This window comes from Phreatobacter cathodiphilus (genome assembly GCF_003008515.1).
In the GTDB taxonomy this organism is placed as follows: Bacteria; Pseudomonadota; Alphaproteobacteria; order Rhizobiales; family Phreatobacteraceae; genus Phreatobacter; species Phreatobacter cathodiphilus.
Genome location: NZ_CP027668.1, coordinates 2761266 through 2780536, shown reverse-complemented (window position 1 = coordinate 2780536; position 19271 = coordinate 2761266). Strand labels below are relative to the sequence as shown.

General features: G+C 70.3%; 14 protein-coding genes and 1 pseudogene. 4 read left to right on the top strand and 11 right to left on the bottom strand.

Annotated elements, in window-relative coordinates:
* Nucleotides 1-18: 18 nt before the first annotated feature.
* Nucleotides 19-4308 carry a translocation/assembly module TamB domain-containing protein gene (locus C6569_RS13435; protein WP_106749334.1) on the bottom strand — a complete coding sequence of 1430 codons (4290 nt, stop codon included), beginning with the start codon at nucleotides 4306-4308 and terminating at the stop codon, nucleotides 19-21.
* A complete protein-coding gene (locus C6569_RS13430) occupies nucleotides 4308-6242 on the bottom strand; it encodes an autotransporter assembly complex protein TamA (RefSeq protein ID WP_245898099.1) in 1935 nt (644 codons plus the stop codon). The genes C6569_RS13435 and C6569_RS13430 overlap by 1 nt, the downstream gene beginning before the upstream one ends.
* A 243-nt stretch (nucleotides 6243-6485) precedes the next feature.
* Here C6569_RS13430 and C6569_RS13425 point away from each other — a divergent pair, with 243 nt between their 5' ends.
* Together C6569_RS13425 and C6569_RS13420 are read left to right on the top strand one after the other, a co-directional pair.
* Nucleotides 6486-7409 (top strand): ABC transporter ATP-binding protein, encoded by a 924-nt coding sequence (locus tag C6569_RS13425; protein WP_106751034.1) that lies wholly within the window; start codon nucleotides 6486-6488, stop codon nucleotides 7407-7409.
* A complete protein-coding gene (locus C6569_RS13420; protein WP_106749332.1) occupies nucleotides 7406-8167 on the top strand; it encodes an ABC transporter permease in 762 nt (253 codons plus the stop codon). The genes C6569_RS13425 and C6569_RS13420 overlap by 4 nt, the downstream gene beginning before the upstream one ends.
* Nucleotides 8168-8176: 9 nt before the next feature.
* Here the strand turns inward: C6569_RS13420 and C6569_RS13415 are convergent, their stop codons facing one another.
* Nucleotides 8177-8899 (bottom strand): helix-turn-helix domain-containing protein, encoded by a 723-nt coding sequence (locus tag C6569_RS13415; protein ID WP_106749331.1) that lies wholly within the window; start codon nucleotides 8897-8899, stop codon nucleotides 8177-8179.
* Between the two features lie 202 nt (nucleotides 8900-9101).
* Between C6569_RS13415 and C6569_RS13410 the strand changes: the two genes are divergently transcribed.
* A complete protein-coding gene (locus C6569_RS13410; RefSeq protein ID WP_146144802.1) occupies nucleotides 9102-9536 on the top strand; it encodes a hypothetical protein in 435 nt (144 codons plus the stop codon).
* Nucleotides 9537-9568: 32 nt separating this feature from the next.
* On the opposite strand, the pseudogene ccoS reads toward C6569_RS13410, so the two are convergent.
* The 8 genes and pseudogenes from ccoS to ccoN all read right to left on the bottom strand — a co-directional run.
* Nucleotides 9569-9706, bottom strand: a pseudogene (gene ccoS / locus C6569_RS22240) (cbb3-type cytochrome oxidase assembly protein CcoS); the annotation flags it as partial.
* 11 nt (nucleotides 9707-9717) lie between these two features.
* Nucleotides 9718-11901: a heavy metal translocating P-type ATPase gene (locus tag C6569_RS13400; RefSeq protein ID WP_425440718.1), complete on the bottom strand. Its 2184-nt coding sequence runs from the start codon at nucleotides 11899-11901 to the stop codon at nucleotides 9718-9720.
* A 73-nt stretch (nucleotides 11902-11974) separates the two neighbouring features.
* Nucleotides 11975-12487, bottom strand: coding sequence for a FixH family protein (locus C6569_RS13395; RefSeq protein WP_106749327.1), 513 nt, complete (start codon nucleotides 12485-12487; stop codon nucleotides 11975-11977).
* A 16-nt stretch (nucleotides 12488-12503) separates the two neighbouring features.
* Nucleotides 12504-13994, bottom strand: a complete 1491-nt coding sequence (ccoG, locus tag C6569_RS13390) for a cytochrome c oxidase accessory protein CcoG (RefSeq protein WP_106749326.1) — start codon at nucleotides 13992-13994, stop codon at nucleotides 12504-12506.
* 168 nt (nucleotides 13995-14162) lie between these two features.
* On the bottom strand, nucleotides 14163-15038 hold the full coding sequence (gene ccoP / locus C6569_RS13385; RefSeq protein WP_106749325.1) for a cytochrome-c oxidase, cbb3-type subunit III: 876 nt from the start codon (nucleotides 15036-15038) through the stop codon (nucleotides 14163-14165).
* A 3-nt stretch (nucleotides 15039-15041) separates the two neighbouring features.
* Nucleotides 15042-15194, bottom strand: a complete 153-nt coding sequence (locus C6569_RS13380; RefSeq protein WP_106749324.1) for a cbb3-type cytochrome c oxidase subunit 3 — start codon at nucleotides 15192-15194, stop codon at nucleotides 15042-15044.
* 14 nt (nucleotides 15195-15208) lie between these two features.
* A complete protein-coding gene (gene ccoO / locus C6569_RS13375) occupies nucleotides 15209-15958 on the bottom strand; it encodes a cytochrome-c oxidase, cbb3-type subunit II (RefSeq protein ID WP_106749323.1) in 750 nt (249 codons plus the stop codon).
* A gap of 11 nt (nucleotides 15959-15969) precedes the next feature.
* Complete coding sequence (gene ccoN, locus C6569_RS13370; RefSeq protein ID WP_106751033.1) at nucleotides 15970-17619, bottom strand: cytochrome-c oxidase, cbb3-type subunit I; 1650 nt, start codon at nucleotides 17617-17619, stop codon at nucleotides 15970-15972.
* 229 nt (nucleotides 17620-17848) lie between these two features.
* Here ccoN and hemN point away from each other — a divergent pair, with 229 nt between their 5' ends.
* The gene (gene hemN / locus C6569_RS13365) at nucleotides 17849-19261 is read left to right on the top strand and encodes an oxygen-independent coproporphyrinogen III oxidase (RefSeq protein ID WP_245898097.1); all 1413 of its coding nucleotides are present in this window, start codon (nucleotides 17849-17851) and stop codon (nucleotides 19259-19261) included.
* Nucleotides 19262-19271: the final 10 nt, after the last annotated feature.

The following is a 19271-nucleotide window of genomic DNA, read 5'->3' as shown; positions in this document are numbered from 1 at the left end:
GCCCTCCGGGCCACCGCCTCAATATTCGATTTCGGTGCCGATGCCGACCGCCGCGCGGCCGTCCGCCCCGAGCTCGGTCTGGATGCGGATGCGGCGGGTGAGGTCGATGTCGACGCCCACCGTGCTGTTCTCCGGCTTGGCGCCGGTCCGGATGCCGAGGCGGACACGCTCGTTGATGGCACGTGAGACGCCGACCGCCGGACCGGAAGCGCCCGTCGTGACGTCGAGATTGTCGACGCCGAGGGCGCGGCGCGTCGCCTCGAAGGCGTCCGAGCCGCCGCTTCCCGAGAGCACCGCCACCGCCTGGGCGAGCTGCACCGCCTGGAAGGGCGACAGGCCCGCCGCGGCGCGCTGGAACAGGAGGCGCGAGAGCACCTCGTCCTGCGGCAGGCTCGGCGTCGAGGAGAGCGTGAATTCCGGCTCGGTCGCCCGGCCGGTGATGCCGATGGAGGCGGTGATGTCGGTGGCCCGCGTCTCGGCGACGAAGTCGAGATCGGGCACCAGGTCGCCGCCGCCGAAGGTCAGGCGGCCGCGGGTGAAGTCGAGACGCTGGGTGAGCAGGGACAGCCGCCCCCGCCGAAGCTCGAAGGCGCCGTTGGCGCGGGCGTCGCGGGTGGTGCCGGCGAGCCGTAGCTGGCCGCCGAGCTCGGCGTCGATGCCGCGGCCGCGGACGAAGACGCGGCCCGGCGCGTCGAGGACGACGTCCAGCGTGGCGTTGAAGGGGGCGCCGCCGCGGCGGTTGGCCGCCGCCCGCTGACGGGCGATCTGGGCGAGACGGGCCCGCGTCTGGGGCGGCGGGCGGACGTGGCGGGCATCGCGCAGCGGTTCGACGGTGGAGGGCAGGCGGTCGGGCACGCGCACCTCGATGGTGGCGACGTCGATGCGCCCCGACAGTCGCGGCGTCGTCGCCAGCGGGCCGGACACCGCGAGGTTCAGGCTCGCGGTCAGCTGCACGATGTCGCTGGAGACGAGTTCGGCATTGCGCGCGGTGATGCGCAGGTCGGCCGGGAAGCCGCGCAGCGGGTCGGCGTCGATCCGTCCCGTGACCTGCACGGTGCCGCCGTTCTTCGCCCGGCCGGTCAGGCGCTCCACCACGATGTCGGTGCCACGCCCGGTGAAGCGGCCCTCGACGGCGGTGAAGGCGATGCCGTTGAGCGGGTCGGAGAAGGAGCCGCCGGACAGGGTGGCGGCGCCCTGGATGTCGGGGCTGGTGGCGGTGCCGCGCAGGGCGCCGTCGATGGCGAGGCGGCCGGTGATGCGCTGCCCGGAGCCGGCGATCTGGGCATTGGCGAGGGCGGCGTCGAGCGTGCCGCGCACGGTGACGTCGAGGGCGCCGGCCGGCGTCAGCGGCACGGAGCCGCCGAAGGTGAGGGCGATGGTGCGCCCGCCGGCGATGCGGGCGTCGATGGAAGCGCGCTCGCCCCGGGCCTCGCCGCGCGCCGTGATGTCGAGGGCCGGCACGCCGGCGTTGCGGGTGGCCGGCGCGCTGAAGCCGCGGACGGTGGCCTGGAACGGTCCGCGCGGCGCCGCGGCGGGGCCGCGCAGGGTGGCGCTCGCCTCCAGCGTGCCGCGCAGCCCGGTGCCCGGCATGAGGATGTCGGCGGCCGCCAGAGGCACGCGCCGCGCCGCGACGGTGGCGTCGAGCTCGGGACCGAAGGCCCCGGCGATCTCGATCTCACCCCCCTGCAGGGCGATGATCAGGCGCTCGGTGCGCACCTGACCGCCCTCGAAGGTCAGCGTCGCCGGACGGGCGAGGGCGATGCGCGCGCCGGATCGCGTCGCGGTGAAGGAGGCGAGGTCGAGGCGGTTGGGCGTGCCCGGCACGAGGCGGCCGGCGCTGGCGAGGGCGAAGCCGCGGGCACGGGCGGAGAGGGTGATGTCGGTGGCCTCGGGCGAGCCGGCGGCCTTCAGCTCGATGCGCTCGACGGTCTCGCCGGCGGCGACGAGACGGTCGATCGTCGCCTCGCCGTCGAGACGGGGGCGGCCGTAGAGATCCTCGGCGCGGAGGTCAGCCCGCAGGATGTTGAGGCTGGCGGCGCCGAAGACGAGGCGCTGGCCGTCGCTCTGGACGGTGACCGACTGCCGGCCGCCGGAGGCATCGGCGGTGACGGTGGCGCGCAGGCTGCCCGACAGGCGGGTCAGCACCAGGGGCGAGAGGTCGTCGAGATTGCCCGCCGTGACGGCGAGGCGGCCGGCGACGAGCCGATCCCCCCCGAGCCGGCCCTGGCCCTCGGCCGAGACCGAGCCGAGCCGGGCGTTCAGCCGGTCGAGAACCCAGGCGCTGCCCTCTTCCCGCGCGATGATGTCGGCGGTGAGCGGCTTGCCGTCGACGTCGCCGCCGGCGGTCACCGTGAAGGCGGGGGCCGAGCCGAGGGTGCGGGCGTCCACCACCAGCCGGAGGTCGCGGACCGGCCGGTTCATGGCGCGCAGGCTGGGCGCCGCGACGGTCAGGGCCACCGAGGGGTCGAGCATGTCGCCGGTGACGCGGGCGTCGGCCCGCGCGGCGCCGGCGAGCTGCCGGTCGACCTGCGACAGATCGGGCAGGGCGAGTGCCGCTCTGAGGTCGATACGCCCGTCGCCGAACGCGCCGTCGAGACCGGCGGTGACGTGGCGGCCGGCGAGCGTCACGCCTTCCAGCGTCATGACTTCGCGGCGGCGGATGATGGTGCCGGCCAGCGTCGCCTCGCGGCCGACGAGGCGGTCGGCGACGGGATCGCCGAGGCCGAGGCCGGTGGCGCGGCCGTTGAGCACGGCGCGGGTGAGCGCCAGGGACGGGTCGCCCGAGAGGGTCGCGGCGACATAGCCCTGCCCGGACAGGGGGCGGCCCGCGAGGCGGGACAAGGCGGCGAGGCGGAGGATGTCGGCCTGGGCCTGTCCCTCCAGGACCCGCCGGCCGGTGCGGCCGGTAAAGGCGAGGCGCAGGTTCGGCGAGGTGACCGAGAGGTCGGAGACCTCGGTGACCGCCTGTTCGTTGACGATGGCCCTGAGGGTCAGGACGGCGCGTCGGCCGATGGCTTCCGAGATGCCGCGGTCGGCGAGGGTGAGACCGTCGGCCTCTCCGTCCATGATGATGCGGTAGCGCGGCGAGCCCGGGCTTTCCGGCTCGGCGGAGAGCATGGCGGTGAGGCTGTCGACGGAGGCCGCCGGGGCCTGGAGCCCCTTCAGGTCGAGCTTGCCCTCGACGCGCGGCGCGTCGAGGGCGCCCATGGCGCTGGCGTCGAAGACGAGACGGGCGATGCGCGCGCCGCCGCGGGCGGTCGCGCCCTCGGTGTTGGGCAGGGCGCGGGCGCGGGCGGTGACGTTGAGCTCGTTGCGGGCGGTGAGATAGCCCTGCGCCGTCAGTTCGGCGAGCTGCGAGGCGAGGCGGAAGGCCTCGATGGCATAGCCGCCGTCGTCACCGAAGACGATGCGGCCCGACAGCCGGGTGTCGCCGGCGAAGACGGCGGAGACGGCGGCGGGGAACAGGCTCTCGATGCGGGCCTCGAGGTCGAGGCCGAGGCGGCGGATCTGGTCGTCGCGGGTGAGGACGGCCTCGCCGCGGGCGTTGACGTCGGGTCCGGCGTCGAAGCCGATGCGGCCGCGCCAGTTGTCGAGGTGACCGGCGCCGGCGACGTCGAGCTTGACCGGCGGCAGCCCCGGCAGGTTGGCGAGACGGGCGGCGATGCCCCCCGCCGGCTCGTCGTGCTGGAGCGACAGGTCGAGCTGCTGGGTGGCGGGAACGAAGGTGAGCTTCAGCGCCGACAGACCCGGCGCATCCACCCGGCGGATCTCCAGCGCGGCGTTGAGGCCTTCGGCCGGCGGGCCGAGGGAGGCGTTGCCGGTAGCGGTGAAGCGGGCGGCGACGCCGAGGACCGGCTCGCCGAGCCGGAACTCGCCGACCGCGAACTTGCCGATCTCCACCTTCAGCGGCAGTTCGGGCAGGAGCGGGCCGTCCGCCGCGGGCGGTGCGTTCGGATCGGCGACCGGCCGGCGCAGGAGCTCCACCGTGCCGATCTCGAGGTTCTGGATCTCGAGCCGGCGCGACAGCAGCGCCACGCGCCGCCAGATCAGGCGGATCGTGTCGATGCGCAGATAGACGCCCTGGCCGTCGGCGATGGTGACGTTGCGGATCAGCGCGTCGGAGGAGAGCGGGCCCTCGACGGCGCCGATGGTGACGGTCGAGCCCGGCGAGGAGAGCGTGCGCGAGATGAAGCCGGCGAGGACGCCCTGGTCCTCCTGGGCCTGCGGGCGCGTCGGGGCGAGCAGCACGCCGGCGACGACGAGGAGGGCGAGAAGGCAGAAGGCGGCGAAGGTGCGGGCGCGGGTCATCAGAAGGCCTGCCCGATGCTGACGTAGAAGGCATAGGGCCTCTCGCCCTGGCGGCGGGCGAGCGGCACCGCGACGTCGAAGCGGATGGGGCCGACGGCGGTGTAGTAGCGCAGGCCGAGGCCGGCGGCGTAGCGCAGCGGCGCCGAACCGTCGGGAACGGAGCCGGCATAGGCCTGGCCCATGTCGAAGAAGGGCACGATGCCGATGGTGTCGGTGAGCTTCACCCGCGCCTCGACGGAGGCCTCGAAGAGGCTCATGCCGCCGGTGACGATGCCGCCGAGCGTGCGGGGGCCGAGGCTCTTGTATTCGAAGCCGCGCACCGAGCCGCCGCCGCCGGCATAGAAGCGGCGCGAGGCGGGAATGGCGCCGATCGAGCCGCCGAGGATGGAGCCGAAGGCGACGCGGCCGGCGAGGATGGTGCGGGCGGCATCGTCGAGGGCGTAATAGGTCGAGGCCTGGATGCGGCTGATGACGAAGGCGTCGGGCGCGTCGCCGAAGCCGAGATAGGGCGTGACGGAGGCGGTGACGCGCACGCCGCGCGTCGGGTCGAGCGGCTTGTCGGTGGTGTCGTAGGAGGCGGCCAGCGGCAGTCCGAGCAGGCCGTAGTCGAAGCGGCCGAGCACGTCGGTGGAGCGGCCGATCTCGCCCTCGATGCCGGCGCGGACGTTGAAGCTGTCGGTGAAGCGGTGGCGGATCGCCGCCGTGCCGTTGACGACGTTGCTGGTGTAGAGCTCGGTCAGCTCGCGCTGGACGAAGGCGTCGACGAGCAGGTCGTTGCGCGTGCCCCAGAGCGCCGGCTTGAGGAAGGAGGCCGACAGGCGTCCGCCGATGTCGTCGGTGTTGAAGCCCCGCCGGTTGGAGCCGCCCGGCCAGTTCTGCGGGCCGGTGAAATAGAAGAGGTCGCCGTCGATGCGCAGGCGCTCGGCGCCGCCGAAGAGGTTGCGGTGGGCCCAGTAGGCCTTCAGGGCCGGACCGTCGATGGTCGAATAGCGCACGGAACCGCCGATGACCCGCAGGGGCCGCTCGGTGACCTCGACCTCCACGGGCAACTGGCCGTTGGCGTCGAGGGCGGTGCCCTCGCGCACGCGCACGCCGCCGATGGCCTCGATCCGCGCGACGGACCGGCGGATGTCGGCCATGGCGCGCCGCGAATAGGGGTCGCCGCGTTCGGCATAGATGAAGGAGCGCACCACGGCCGGGTCGACCTGCTTGGTGCCGGAGACGCCGATGCCGCCGATGCCGGCGCGGGCGCCCGGATCGACGAGGAGGGTCAGGTCGACGGTGCGGGCCGTGTGGTCGATGACCGGCGAGCGGCGGCCGACCTTGACGAAGGGGTGGCTGCGGTCGCGGAAATGGTCGGAGAGGGCGGCGGCCGCCTGGAGCACGTCGGCGGTGCGGGCGGGATCGCCGGGCGCGATGGTGACGACGCGCGGCGGCAGCTCGGCCGGATCGAAGGGCAGGTCGCTGCGCTGGTCGAGAACGGCCACTCGGTCGAAGCGGTAGAGCGGCCCCGGCTCGATCATCACCGCCACGGGAACCAGGGCGCGGCCGCGCAGGCTGTCGACCGTGGCGCGGACCGGGCCCGAGGCCGGCCTGTCGAGAGCGATGACCTGGCCGCCGACGACGATGGAGACGCGGGCGGCGTAATGGCCCGAGCCCCACAGGGCGTCGACGATGCGCGGGATGTCGGCCTCGGCGCGGCGCACCAGTTCGTCGCCGGTCTGCGGCGGCTCCTGGCGCAGGCGATAGAGGATGGAGACGTCGCGGACGGCGGTCAGGACGTCGGACTTGCCGTCCAGCCCCTGGACCTGCAGGTCGTAGGCGACCGCATTGGCGGTGACGGCGGGCTTGTCCTCGCCAAACAGGCCGAACGGATTGAAGGCACGGGCAGCCGTCGGCTGCGCCACGAGCGCGGCACCGACGAGAAAACCCATACCGATGCGGGATCGCTTCGTCCCGTCAGCCACCATTTCCGACCTTTCGGACGCGATACACAACGAAATTCCGGAGAAACGAAGGTCAGGTTCCCGCCGGCGTTGCGTCCGGGGAGACCTTACCCGTTCCTGGCGGGGGAAGTCGACCGTACGGACATGCCGTCGGGCGCGGTGCAACCGCGCATCGGACTGCTGCCATTCTCCCCCTCCCGCGGGCAGGCGGCAGCCCCTATGTTCCGCGCCATGAATAACATCATCAAGGTTGCCAATCTCTCAAAGCGCTACGCTTCCGGCTTCGAGGCGCTGAAGGGGATCGATCTCACCATCCGCAAGGGCGAGATCTTCGCGCTCCTCGGCCCCAACGGCGCCGGCAAGACGACGCTGATCTCCACCATCTGCGGCATCGTCCGGCCCTCCGAGGGCACGGTGACGGTCGGCGGCCACGACATCGCCGCCGACTACCGGGCCGCCCGCGCCATGATCGGCCTGGTGCCGCAGGAGCTGACCACCGATTCCTTCGAATCGGTCCGGGCCACCGTCACCTTCTCGCGCGGCCTGTTCGGCAAGCCGCCCGACCCCGGTCTCATCGAGCAGATTCTCCGCGACCTGTCCCTGTGGGACAAGAAGGACGCGAAGATCATGACGCTGTCGGGTGGCATGAAGCGGCGCGTGATGATTGCCAAGGCGCTGTCGCACGAGCCGGACGTGCTCTTCCTCGACGAGCCGACGGCGGGCGTCGACGTGGAGCTCCGGCGCGACATGTGGCAGCTCGTGGGAAGACTGCGCGAGCGCGGCGCGACGATCATCCTGACCACCCACTACATCGAGGAGGCCGAGGAGATGGCCGACCGGGTGGGCGTCATCTCCAAGGGCCAGATCATCCTGGTCGAGGAGAAGGCCGCGCTGATGGCCAAGCTCGGCAAGAAGCAGATGACGATCGAGCTGCAGAACCGCATCGAGGCGGTCCCCGAGGCCCTGTCGCCCTTCAATCTCGGCCTCGCCGACGGCGGCAATGCCCTCGTCTACACCTATGACAGCCAGGCCGAGCGCACCGGCATCACCGCCCTCCTGCAGGCGCTGGCGGAAGCGGGCCTCCGGCTGAAGGACCTCCACACGCGGCAGAGTTCGCTCGAGGAGATCTTCGTCAACCTCGTGAGCGACCGATGAACCTCCATGCGATCAAGGCCATCTACCTGTTCGAGATGGCGCGGACCTGGCGCACCCTGTGGCAGAGCATCGTCTCTCCCGTCATCTCCACGTCGCTCTATTTCGTCGTCTTCGGCGCGGCCATCGGCTCGCGCATGCAGGAGATCGACGGCGTCGCCTACGGCGCCTTCATCGTGCCGGGGCTGGTCATGCTCTCGCTGCTGACGCAGAGCATTTCCAACGCCTCGTTCGGCATCTACTTCCCGAAGTTCACCGGAACGATCTACGAGGTGCTGTCGGCGCCGATCTCCACCTGCGAGATCGTCGCCGGCTATGTCGGCGCGGCGGCGACGAAGTCGGTCATCCTCGGCCTGATCATCCTCGCCACGGCGGCGTTCTTCGTGCCGCTGCGCATCGAGCACCCGCTGTGGATGCTCGCCTTCCTGGTGCTGACCGCCGTGACCTTCAGCCTGTTCGGCTTCATCATCGGCATCTGGGCGGAGGGATTCGAACAGCTCCAGTTCGTGCCGATGCTGGTGGTGACGCCGCTGACCTTCCTCGGCGGCAGCTTCTATTCCATCGACATGCTGCCGCCGCTGTGGCGGACCATCAGCCTGTTCAACCCGGTGGTCTATCTGGTGAGCGGCTTCCGCTGGAGCTTCTTCGGCACGGCCGACGTCCATATCGGCGTCAGCGTCGCGATGACGCTGGTGTTCCTCGTGCTCTGCCTCGCCGGCATCGCCTGGATCTTCAGGACCGGCTACCGGCTGAAGGCCTGACCCCGGGGATCAGGCGCGGGCGATGGAGGAGAGCTTCTTCTCGTCGAGGACGCGCACGGCCTCCGGGACGATGAGGATGATGCCGTCGCGGGCGAGCTTGGTGAGCGTCCGGCTGACCGTCTCGATGGTGAGGCCGAGATAGTCGGCCATGTCGATGCGCTGCATCGGCAGCTGGATGGTGACCGAGGGCCCCTTGATGCGGGCCCAGCGCTCGCGCATGGCGACGAGGAAGGCGGCGACGCGCTCCTCGGCCGAGCGGCGGCCGATCAGCGTCATCTGTTCCTGCGCGATCACCAGTTCATGGGTGGCGAATTCGTGCAGCCGGCGCAGGAAATGCGGCTTGGCGGTGACGAGGCTGTCGAACTCGCGCCGGTCGAAGCGGCAGAGGGCGACGTCGTCGACGGCGTCGGCGGAGAAGCCGTAGCGGTTGTGCAGGGCGAGGCCCAGGAAATCGCCCGGCATGGCGAAGCCGATGATTTGGCGGCGGCCGTCGGAGAGGAGCTTGTAGAGGCGGACCACGCCCTCGGTGACGGAAAAGACCGATTCGGCCGCTTCGCCCTGGTGGATGAAGGTCGTCTTACCCTCGGCACGGGTGTGGTGGACGATGTGGTCCAGCTCGCCGAGCTCGTCGGCACCGAGCGCCGCGCAGACCGCGAGGGACCGGACCTTGCACGAGTCGCAGTAATTGTCGCCGGACTGTTTCCCGCACGCGTGGACCCGCGGCGGGGGCATCTCAATCGTTTCGGTCATGGCAGTGACCCTATGTGGGGGAACAAAGGCACTAACGTCATTTTTCATATTCACAAACTCATACACCCGAATTGATCCAGCGCAAGGACGGGACCTGAATGGCTTCTCATCCTCCGGATGTCCGTGCATTCTGGGAGCCTGCGCCTCGATGTTCAAAGGCCGCATCATCGAAGCGAACGAGGCCATGACCGTTTTCGGTCTGGTGCGTCTCTGTTACCCCGACATCGAGATCGACGCGTGGCGGCAGCACCTGGCGGGGCTGGGAACCGGCAAGCGCCGGCGCTCGGGCTGCGTGGTGGTCAACGACCAGCGCGGCTATGTGCACGCCGCCTGCCTCTATCGCGTCGCTCCCGACCCGCGCTCGGGAAGACGGCTGGAACTGTCCTATCTGTCGAAAGCGGAACTGCCGGCCAGCACCGCGCCCGACACGCTCTTCGACTTCGTGGACGAACTGGCGCGCGACGAGGGCTGCTCCAGCATCCTCATCGAGGATACCGCCAGCGGCGTGACGCCCGACAGGCTGGCGTCCTGGACCGACATCGACCGGGCGCTCGCGGCTCACAATTTCCGGCCGGGCTCCGTCGGGTTCGTCAAGACGGTCGAGCCGGTGGCATCCTGACCGGGCGCGGCGCGCGCCGAGTCGGGGATCGTGTCGTCGTCCATGATGGCCCGCCACGCCGCGCCGTCGAGATCGTCGTACTGGCCCGTCTTCAGGGACCAGAGGAAGGCTGCGAGGCCGAGCCCGCCGAGGCCCAGCGCCAGCGGAACCAGATAGACCAGAACGTCCATCGTTCATCTCCTCACAGCCGGCCGTGGCGCGCCCGGAGCGCGTTGGCGGTGACGATCACCGACGAGCCCGACATGGCGAGGGCAGCGATCAGCGGGGTGACCAGGCCGGCGATGGCGATGGGCACGGCGACGGCATTGTAGACCACCGCGATCCACAGGTTCTCCTTCATCAGCCGCAGGGCCGTGCGCGACACGGCGAGGGCATGGGCGACGGGCGCGAGCCGGTCGCCGAGGAAGACCGCGTCCGCGGCGGCCTGGGTCAGGTGGACGGCGGTGATCGGCGACATGGAGACATGGGCCCGGGCGAGGGCGGGCGCGTCATTGAGCCCGTCGCCGACCATCAGGACCCGGCGACCCGCCGTCTTCAGCGCGTCGAGGCGGGCGATCTTGTCGACGGGCTTCATGTCGCCCTGCGCGGCGGTGATGCTCAGGGCCTGCGCGACGGTGGCGACGGCCTCGGCCCGGTCGCCGGAGAGGATCTCCAGCTCGAACCCCGCCCGGCGCAGCGCCGCCGCGACCGCGACCGCGTCCGGCCGCAGCACCTGGCGGACGGCGAAGACATGGGCGGCATCGCCATGGCGGAAGGCGATGAGCGAGGCGTCGGGATGGGCGGCCGCGACCGCGGCGCCCTCCGTCTGAGCGTCGCAGAAGGCGAGGCTCCCGAGGCGGACATCGCGGCCGTCGACGAGGGCGCGCACGCCCTTGCCCGGTTCCTCCGTCGCCTCGTCGAGGGGTCGGGCATCGGGTACGGCGGCGGCGAGCGCCCGGGCGAGCGGGTGGTGGGAGGAGAGGGCGAGCCGGCCGGCGAGGGCGAAGGCCTCGTCGGAGAGGCCGGCCGGCCGGTCGAGGGCCGGGTCGGGCAGGGTGAGGGTGCCGGTCTTGTCAAAGACGACGGTGTCGACTTCGGCGAGCCGCTCCAGCGCGTCGCCGGACTGGAGCAGGACATGGGCCTTGAACAGGGCCCCGGAAGCGACGACCTGCACCGCGGGAATGGCGAGCCCGAGGGCGCAGGGGCAGGTGATGATCAGCACGGTGATGGCGATGATCAGGGCCGGCTGCCAGGCGAGGCCGGCGATGATCCAACCCACCAGGGTGGCGATGGCGGTGAGGTGCACCACCGGCGAATAGAGCGCTGCGGCGCGGTCGGCGAGGCGGCGGTAGGAGGAGCGCGCCTCGAGAGCGGTTTCCAAGAGCCGGCCGACCTCGTCGAGCAGGGTGCCGCGGGCGGCCGCCCGCACCTCCACCGTCAGGTTGCCGGAGGTGTTGAGGGTGCCGGCATAGACGGCGTCGCCGGGCCCGACCTCCTGCGGCAGGGTCTCGCCGGTGACCAGGCTCTGGTCGAGGGCCGAGCGGCCGGCGACGATGACGCCGTCCACCGCGACGCGCTCGCCGGGGCGGACGAGCACCGTCTCGCCGGCGGAGACCGCGGCGATGGGCACCTGGCGCAGGGTGCCGTCGGGCATGATCCTGACGGCCGTCTCGGCCCTGAGGGCGGCGATGTTGGCGGCGACGCTGCGGGTCTTGCGCCGCATCAGCTGCTCGAAATAGCGGCCGATGAGCAGGAAGAAGAGCAGCATCACCGCGCTGTCGAAATAGGCATGGGTGGCGTGGTGGGCGGTCTCCACCAGCGACATGCCGACCGCGAGGAGCACGCCGAGGGAGATCGGCACGTCCATGTTGAGCTGGCGGGCGGCGATGGCCATGCGCGCCGAGCGGAAGAACGGCCGGCCGGCATAGGCGACGGCCGGGACGGCGATGAGCGCCGAGAGCCAGTGGAAGAAGTCGCGCTGCTCCTGGGTGATGTCGCTGACGTTGCCCGACCAGACCGACACCGACAGCAGCATGATGTTCATCATGGCGAAGCCGGCGACGCCGAGGCACTGGAGCAGGAACCGCGCCTCGCGCGCCTCCTCGCCCTCGACGGCCTTGGGGTCGAAGGGGAAGGCGCGGAAGCCCATGGCGGCGAGGCGCTGGACGATGGCCTGCGGCGTGGTGGCGGCCTCGCGCCATTCGACGGTGAGGCGGCGGTGGGTGAGGTTGATGCGGGCGGTCTCGACGCCGGGCTCGCAGGCAAGGCCCTGTTCGATGACCGGCATGCAGGCGGCGCAGGTGATGCCGTCGACGGCGAAGTCCATGCGGGCCCGGCCGTCGCCAAGCGGCTCGACGAAGAGCGAGAGATCGGTGCCGGCGGACACCGGCGGGGGAGGGGCGGGCGCCGCGGCTTCGAGGCGCGACGGATCGGCGGTCAACGCGGCGGTCATGACGGCCTCAGGGCAGCATGACGCGGTTGCGCGACCGGTAGAGCGTCTCGCCGTCGCGCTCGACCTCGATGACGAGGTCGTGGGCGCCGGCGACGAGGCCTTCCGCCGTGCCGGTATAGAGTCCCGGTCCGGTGCGGACCACGTCGAAGCTGCGGTCGTTGGAGCGGCGGGCCGCATACTGGACCTGGGCCTTCACCGTGATGCGCTCCACCGGCGTGCCCTCGGGCTCGCGCACGGTGACGGTGACGGCGCCGATCCCGCTGGCGTCGCGGTCGACGCGAGCCTCCACCTTCCAGCCGCGCGCGTCGCGCAGGCGCGCGGCGGCGAGGTCGCGGTTGAAGCGCTGGCTCGCCCGGTAGGAGGAATCGGTGGTCAGGCCCGGCATGGTGTCGAGGGCGACCGAGAGCATCACCGCATTGACCGAGACGACCACGCCGAAGAAGGCGAGGAAGCCGAGGAAGACCATGCGGCCGGTGAGGCGGCGTTCGCGGGGCAGGGCAGGGGCGGCGGAACCGGACATCGGGGGGTCCTTCGGATCAGCGTGAGATGAAGTGGTCGGAGACGCTCACCTTCTCGCCCGAGCCGAGCTCGGTGATGCGGAAGGTGACGCGGCTCGATGCGGGCAGATCGGCCGGCTTGGCGGCGGTGACGTGGACGATGACCTCGCGGGTGGAGTCGGGGCCGACGTCGACCACCGGCCAGTCGCCGGAGGTCGTGGTGACGCCGACGGCGGTGAGCTTGGCGAGCGGCAGCTCGTCGACGGCGAGGACGAAGATCCGGTGCAGCGGCCGCTTGTTGAGGATCCGCACCGTGTAGCTGTTGCGCACCGAGCCGTCGGAGAGCTGGACGAAGAGCGGGTTGCGGTCGTGGAGCACCGAGAGATCGGTGAAGGAGCGGGTCATCAGCCCGTAGAGCATGACGAGGCCGACCGCCGCGATCATGGCGACGTAGAGCACCGTGCGGGTTCGGACGATGGGATAGACCTCGTCGAGGCCCTCGCGGCGGCGCTCGATGTTGACGTCGTTGTCGTAGGCGATGAGGCCGAGCGGCCGGTTCACCTTGGTCATGACGGAGTTGCAGGCGTCGATGCACAGGCCGCACTGGATGCAGCCGAGCTGGGCACCGTCGCGGATGTCGACGCCCGTCGGGCAGACCACCACGCACTGGCGGCAGTCGATGCAGTCGCCGGCCGGCTGCTCGGCCTGGCGCGCCTTGGCGGCGGCCTTGACCGACATGCGCGGCTCGCCGCGGTCGTAGCGATAGGTGACGTTCAGCGCGTACTGGTCGGTCAGCGCCGCCTGGATGCGGGGCCAGGGGCACATGTAGAGGCAGACCTGTTCCTTCATCAGGCCGGCGAGGGAATAGGTGGTGAAGGTGAGGATGCCGATCCAGACATAGGCGACCATCGGCGCCTGGAAGGTGGCGAGGTCCTTCACCAGGGTGGGCGCATCGGCGAAGTAGAGGACCCAGGCGCCGCCGGTCCACCAGGCGATCATCAGCCAGAGGACATGCTTGAGGATCTTGCGCCCCGCCTTCGCCGCCGACATCGGCTGGCTGTCGGCGATCATGCGCTCGCGCCGGTCGCCCTCGACCCAGCGCTCCACCGTGGTGAAGAGGTCGGTCCAGACCGTCTGCGGGCAGAGATAGCCGCACCAGACGCGGCCGGCGACCGCGTTCATCAGGAACAGGATGAGCGCGGCCATCACTAGGAGGCCGGTGAAATAGTAGATTTCCTGCGGCCAGATCTCGATGAAGAAGAAGTAGAAGCGGTTGTTGGCGATATCCACCAGCACCGCCTGGTCCGGCTGGTTGGGGCCGCGGTACCAGCGCACGAAGGGCAGGAAGTAGTAGACGCCGAGGCAGACGAAGAGGACCGCCCACTTGATGGTGCGCAGCCGCCCCTTGACGCTCTGCTGGTAGATCTCGCGCCGGCTCTCGTAAAGCGGCTCGTCCTCGGCGCCGACGGCATGGGGCTCCTCCACCTCGGCGGCGGACTTGCGGGCGGCAGGGCTGAGAAGGTCCGACATGGGGCGTCCCGGGGGGAAAGCATGCCACGCTGAGGCAGCATGACGGAACCATCTGCCAAACGGGCCGGGAAAGCCTTGACCTGCCTCAACAGGCAAGCTGGAAAAAGAAGAAGGTGCGCGCCGCTGCCACGGCGCGCACCCCCTATCCGCGCTGGACGAGGATCGGGCTTACTGCCCGCCACCCAACGCGTGGACGTAGACGGCGAGGGACTTCACCGTCGTCTCGTCGAGGCGGGTCACCCAGCCGGGCATGACGCCGCCGCGGCCCTGGGTGATCGTCTCGATGATGGTCTTCTCGTCCGAGCCGTAGAGATAGTTGCGGCTCGTCAGGTTGGGAGCGCCGAGGTCGCGGTTGCCGCGGCCGTCCTCGCCGTGGCAGGCGGCACAGTTGGCGATGAAGAGCTCCTTGCCCTTGGCGAGGTCGGCGTTCGGCCGGGTCGACTGGCCGGAGAGCGACCGGACGAAATTCGCCACGGTGACGATCTCGTCGGCCTTCAGGACCCCGTTCGGGCCGCCGAGGGGCGGCATCACGCCCTGGCGGGCACGATCGTCGCCGTTGCGGATGCCGAAGGCGATGGTCTGGTGGATGTCGCCGATGCCGCCGCCCCAGAGCCAGGTGTCGTCGCGCAGGTTCGGGAAGCTGCGCGAGCCGGTGGCCGAGAGGCCGTGGCAGGGCGCGCAATTGTCGCCGAAGGCGGCCTTGCCCTGGGCGAGGGCGAAGGTCAGCAGGGTCGGATCCTTGGAGATGTCCTCCAGCGGCGTGCGGGCGAGGGCGGCGGCCCGCTCGGCGCGCAGCGCCTTGAGGGCATCCAGCTCACGGGTCACGTCATGGCGCGAGGCATAGCCGAAGACGCCCTTGGTGTAGTTGGTCACCAGCGGCCAGGAGGGATAGACGACCCAGTAGCCGATGGACCAGACGATGGTGGCGTAGAAGATGTAGAGCCACCATTTCGGCAGGGGGGAGTTCAGCTCCTTGATCCCGTCCCACTCGTGGCCGGTGGTGCTGCGGCCTGTGGCGTGGTCGATTTCGGGTTGGACGGCCATGGTTCACTCCTCCCTCAGCGGGATCTTGGCGGCCTCGTCGAAGCGCGTCTTGTTGCGGGGCCAGAAGGCGTAGGCGGCGATCGCCAGGAACATGCCGACGAAGTAGAGGAGCCCGACGGTCTGGGCGAAGTTGGCAAGCGTGGAATAGGTGCTCATCGGATCCTCGCGGCTCAGCGGATGTTGGCGCTGGCGTCGTAGGTGCGGAAATTCACCATCGTGCCGAGCACCTGGAGATAGGCGACGAGGGCGTCCATCTCGGTGACCGTGCCGGCGGCGGCCGCAGTGGGATTGCCGCCGAAGGCGCGCGCCGTGGCGCCGGGATAGCGGGTCTGGAGGGCCTGCACGTCCGGGCTGTCCGGATTGACCTGCGCCCGCATGTCGGAGAGAGCGTTGGCGATCTGCTCCTGCGTGTAGGGCACGCCGCCGAGGCGGTTGGTGGCGAGATGGCCGGCGACCTGTTCCGGCCGGATCTCGTTCTGCGCCAGGAAGGCGTAGCCCGGCATGATCGACTGCGGGACGATCGAGCGGGGATTGGCGAGGTGAGCGACGTGCCACTCGTCCGAATACTTGCCGCCGACGCGGGCGAGATCGGGACCCGTGCGCTTGGAGCCCCACTGGAAGGGCTTGTCGTACATGCTCTCGGCGGCCAGCGAGTAGTGGCCGTAGCGCTCCACCTCGTCGCGCAGCGGGCGGATCATCTGGCTGTGGCAGTTGTAGCAGCCCTCGCGCACGTAGATGGTGCGGCCGGCCAGTTCCAGCGGGGTGTAGGGACGCACGCCCTCCACCTTCTCGATGGTGCTCCTGAGGTAGAAGAGCGGGGCGATCTCGACGAGGCCGCCGATGGCGACCACGACGAGGATGCCGACGGTGAGGATGATCGAGTTCTTCTCGAAGATGGCGTGCTTGTTCCAGAGCGACATGGTCTCTCTCCTCACTCGGCAGGCACGAGGGCGGGGGTCGCTTCAGGCTCTGCAGCCTCGCCCGCGCGCACCGTCATGATCAGGTTGTAGGCCATGATCAGCGAGCCGATGACGAACAGGGCGCCACCGAGAGCACGGATCACGTAGTAGGGGTGCATCGCGTCGACCGTCTCGATGAAGGAATATTCGAGGAAGCCGAGGGCGGTGTAGGCGCGCCACATCAGGCCCTGCATGATGCCGGCGACCCACATGGCGGAGATGTAGAAGACGATGCCGAGGGTCGAGACCCAGAAGTGCCATTCGACCAGCCGGTTCGAATAGAGCTGCTTCCTGTTCCACAGCCACGGGACGAGGCAGTAGACGGCGCCGAAGGAGATGTAGGCGACCCAGCCGAGCGCGCCGGAATGGACGTGGCCGATGGTCCAGTCGGTGTAGTGCGACAGGGAGTTGACCGCCTTGATGGACATGAGCGGACCCTCGAAGGTCGACATGCCGTAGAAGGCGAGCGAGACCACCATCATGCGCAGCACGGGGTCGGTGCGCAGCTTGTCCCAGGCGCCCGAGAGCGTCATCAGGCCGTTGATCATGCCGCCCCAGGAGGGCATCCACAGCATCACCGAGAAGGTCATGCCGAGGGTCTGGGCCCAGTCGGGCAGGGCGGTGTAGTGCAGGTGATGCGGGCCGGCCCAGATGTAGAGGAAGATCAGGGCCCAGAAGTGCACGATGGACAGGCGGTAGGAGTAGATCGGCCGCTCGGCCCGCTTCGGCACGAAGTAGTACATGATGGCGAGGAAGCCGGCGGTCAGGAAGAAGCCGACCGCGTTGTGGCCGTACCACCACTGGAACATGGCGTCCTGAACACCCGACCAGACGATGTAGCTCTTGGGCGAGAAGATCGAGACCGGGATCGCGGCGTTGTTGCCGAGATGGAGGACGGCGATGGTGACGATGAAGGCGAGGTAGAACCAGTTCGCCACGAAGATGTGGGGTTCCTTGCGCTTCCACAGGGTGGCGAGGAAGACGAGGAGATAGACGACCCAGACGACGGTGAGGAACAGGTCGGCGTACCACTCGGGCTCGGCGTATTCCTTGCCCTGGGTGATGCCGAGCAGGTAGCCCGTGCCGGCGATGACGATGAAGAAGTTGTAGCCGAGGATGACGAACCAGGGGGCGATCTCGCCGGCGAGGCGGGCCCGGCAGCTCTTCTGGACCACGTAGAACGAGGTCGCGAGCAGCACGTTGCCGCCGAAGGCGAAGATCACCGCCGAGGTGTGCAGCGGCCTCAGGCGGCCGAAATTGATCCAGGGCAGGTCGAAATTGAGTGCGGGCCAGGCGAGCTGGCTGGCGATGATGAGGCCCACCGTGAAGCCGGCGATGCCCCAGAACACGGCGGCCACCGTCGCGAACTGGACGGGCGCCATGTTGTAGTTCGGCTTGCCGTCGATCTCCTGCGGGATGGAGGCCGGACGCGCCATGTAGCGGTTGCCGAGGGCGAAGATCGCGCCGACCGAGCCGGCCGCGAAGAGATAGACGTGGAAGGAATAGGCCGGATCGACCGAGCCTGACGCGATGTACAGGCACAGGAGAGCGGTGGCGGCGAAGGCCACCATGCTGGTGATCTCCGGAACTGACAATGTCTTGTGGGCTTGACCCTGGCTCATCTCGTGCCCCTCGTCCTGCATGGCCGCAGGTCCGCCCAGACAGGCGATCCCGCATTGCACAGCACCTTTGGCAGGCGCAGCGGGGCGGACATTGATGTGCATCAAGACGTCGGGACGGGCGCCGGGCCGGTGGGGAATCGTTGATGTCGATCAACGCGCGGGCGGGGGCAACGGCGACAATTCCGGCTCAATGGCGGGCCTCTCCCCGCCTGTCCGGAGGTCCACCCCCATGACGTCCCCGACGACCGCTGCTGCCGCGGGCCGCGACTCATCTCCCGCCGCGCAGGTCATCCATCCGGCTTCGATGGGCAATATCGCCCTCGCCGAGAAGGCGGTCCCCCGCTACACGTCCTATCCCACCGCGCCGCATTTCACGCCGGCGGTGACCGCCGACACCTATCGCGACTGGCTCGGCAAGCTGTCGCCCTGCACCAGCCTGTCGCTCTACCTGCACGTCCCCTTCTGCGCCGCCATGTGCGCTTATTGCGGCTGCCACACCAAGGTGACCCGCCGCAGCGAGCCGGTGACGGCCTATCGCGACCATCTGCTCGCCGAGATCGACCTGGTGGCGCGGCTGACGCCGGCCCGCCAGGTTCGCCACCTGCATTGGGGTGGCGGCACGCCCTCCATGCTGGGCGAGGCCGGGCTGACCCTCATCGCCGACCGGCTGGCCCGGCGATTCCAGATCGGGTCGGAGGCGGAACACGCCATCGAGCTCGATCCGCGCCAGCTTGGCCGCGGCCTTGCGGCGGCGCTGAAGCGGGTGGGCGTGACGCGGGCGAGCCTCGGCGTGCAGGATCTCAATCCGCACGTGCAGCAGGCGATCGGCCGGGTCCAGCCGCTCGAGGTCGTGGCCGCGGCGGTGGAGGCGCTGCATGCCGCCGGCATCGACGCGCTGAGCTTCGACCTGATGTACGGCCTGCCGCACCAGAGCATGGCCGACCTGATGCGCACGATCGAGCTCGCGGCGGCGATGCGGCCGAGCCGCATCTCGCTGTTCGGCTATGCCCATGTGCCGTGGTTCAAGACCCACCAGCGCCTCATCGACGAGACCGCGCTGCCGGACGCGGTGGAGCGGTTCCGCCAGCAGACGGCGGCGCGGGAGGCGCTGCAGGCGCTCGGCTACGAGGCGATCGGCCTCGACCATTTCGCCCGGCCCGACGACGCCATGGCGGTCGCGGCGCGCGACCAGCGGCTGAAGCGCAACTTCCAGGGCTACACGACCGACGACGCCGAGGCGCTGATCGGCTTCGGCGCCTCGGCCATCGGCCGCCTGCCGCAGGGCTTCGTGCAGAACGCGCCGGATATCGGTGGCTACGAGCGGGCGGTGGCGGCCGGCGCACCGGCGACGGTGCGCGGCCTCGCCCTGTCGCTGGAGGACCGGGTGCGGGCGGATGCCATCGAGCGGCTGATGTGCGACTTCTCCGCCGATCTCGAGGCGGTTGCCCGCCGGCACGGGGTGGCGCGCGACTTCTTCGACCGCGACCTCGAACAGATGCGGCCGCTGGAGAGCGAGGGCCTCGTGTTGCGTTCGGACCGCACGGTCGTGGTCAGCGACGCGGGGCGCCCGCTGGTGCGTGTCGTCGCCTCGCTCTTCGACGCCCATCTCGCCAAGGCGGGCCGTCATTCCAGCGCCGTCTGAGCCGCCGGTT

Coding starts and splice junctions, on each gene's coding strand:
- C6569_RS13435 (WP_106749334.1), bottom strand. CDS start 4,308: ATGACCCGCGCCCGCACCTTCGCCGCCTTCTGCCTTCTCGCCCTCCTC.
- C6569_RS13430 (WP_245898099.1), bottom strand. CDS start 6,242: ATGGGTTTTCTCGTCGGTGCCGCGCTCGTGGCGCAGCCGACGGCTGCC.
- C6569_RS13425 (WP_106751034.1), top strand. CDS start 6,486: ATGAATAACATCATCAAGGTTGCCAATCTCTCAAAGCGCTACGCTTCC.
- C6569_RS13420 (WP_106749332.1), top strand. CDS start 7,406: ATGAACCTCCATGCGATCAAGGCCATCTACCTGTTCGAGATGGCGCGG.
- C6569_RS13415 (WP_106749331.1), bottom strand. CDS start 8,899: ATGCCCCCGCCGCGGGTCCACGCGTGCGGGAAACAGTCCGGCGACAAT.
- C6569_RS13410 (WP_146144802.1), top strand. CDS start 9,102: ATGACCGTTTTCGGTCTGGTGCGTCTCTGTTACCCCGACATCGAGATC.
- C6569_RS13395 (WP_106749327.1), bottom strand. CDS start 12,487: ATGTCCGGTTCCGCCGCCCCTGCCCTGCCCCGCGAACGCCGCCTCACC.
- ccoG (WP_106749326.1), bottom strand. CDS start 13,994: ATGTCGGACCTTCTCAGCCCTGCCGCCCGCAAGTCCGCCGCCGAGGTG.
- ccoP (WP_106749325.1), bottom strand. CDS start 15,038: ATGGCCGTCCAACCCGAAATCGACCACGCCACAGGCCGCAGCACCACC.
- C6569_RS13380 (WP_106749324.1), bottom strand. CDS start 15,194: ATGAGCACCTATTCCACGCTTGCCAACTTCGCCCAGACCGTCGGGCTC.
- ccoO (WP_106749323.1), bottom strand. CDS start 15,958: ATGTCGCTCTGGAACAAGCACGCCATCTTCGAGAAGAACTCGATCATC.
- ccoN (WP_106751033.1), bottom strand. CDS start 17,619: ATGAGCCAGGGTCAAGCCCACAAGACATTGTCAGTTCCGGAGATCACC.
- hemN (WP_245898097.1), top strand. CDS start 17,849: ATGACGTCCCCGACGACCGCTGCTGCCGCGGGCCGCGACTCATCTCCC.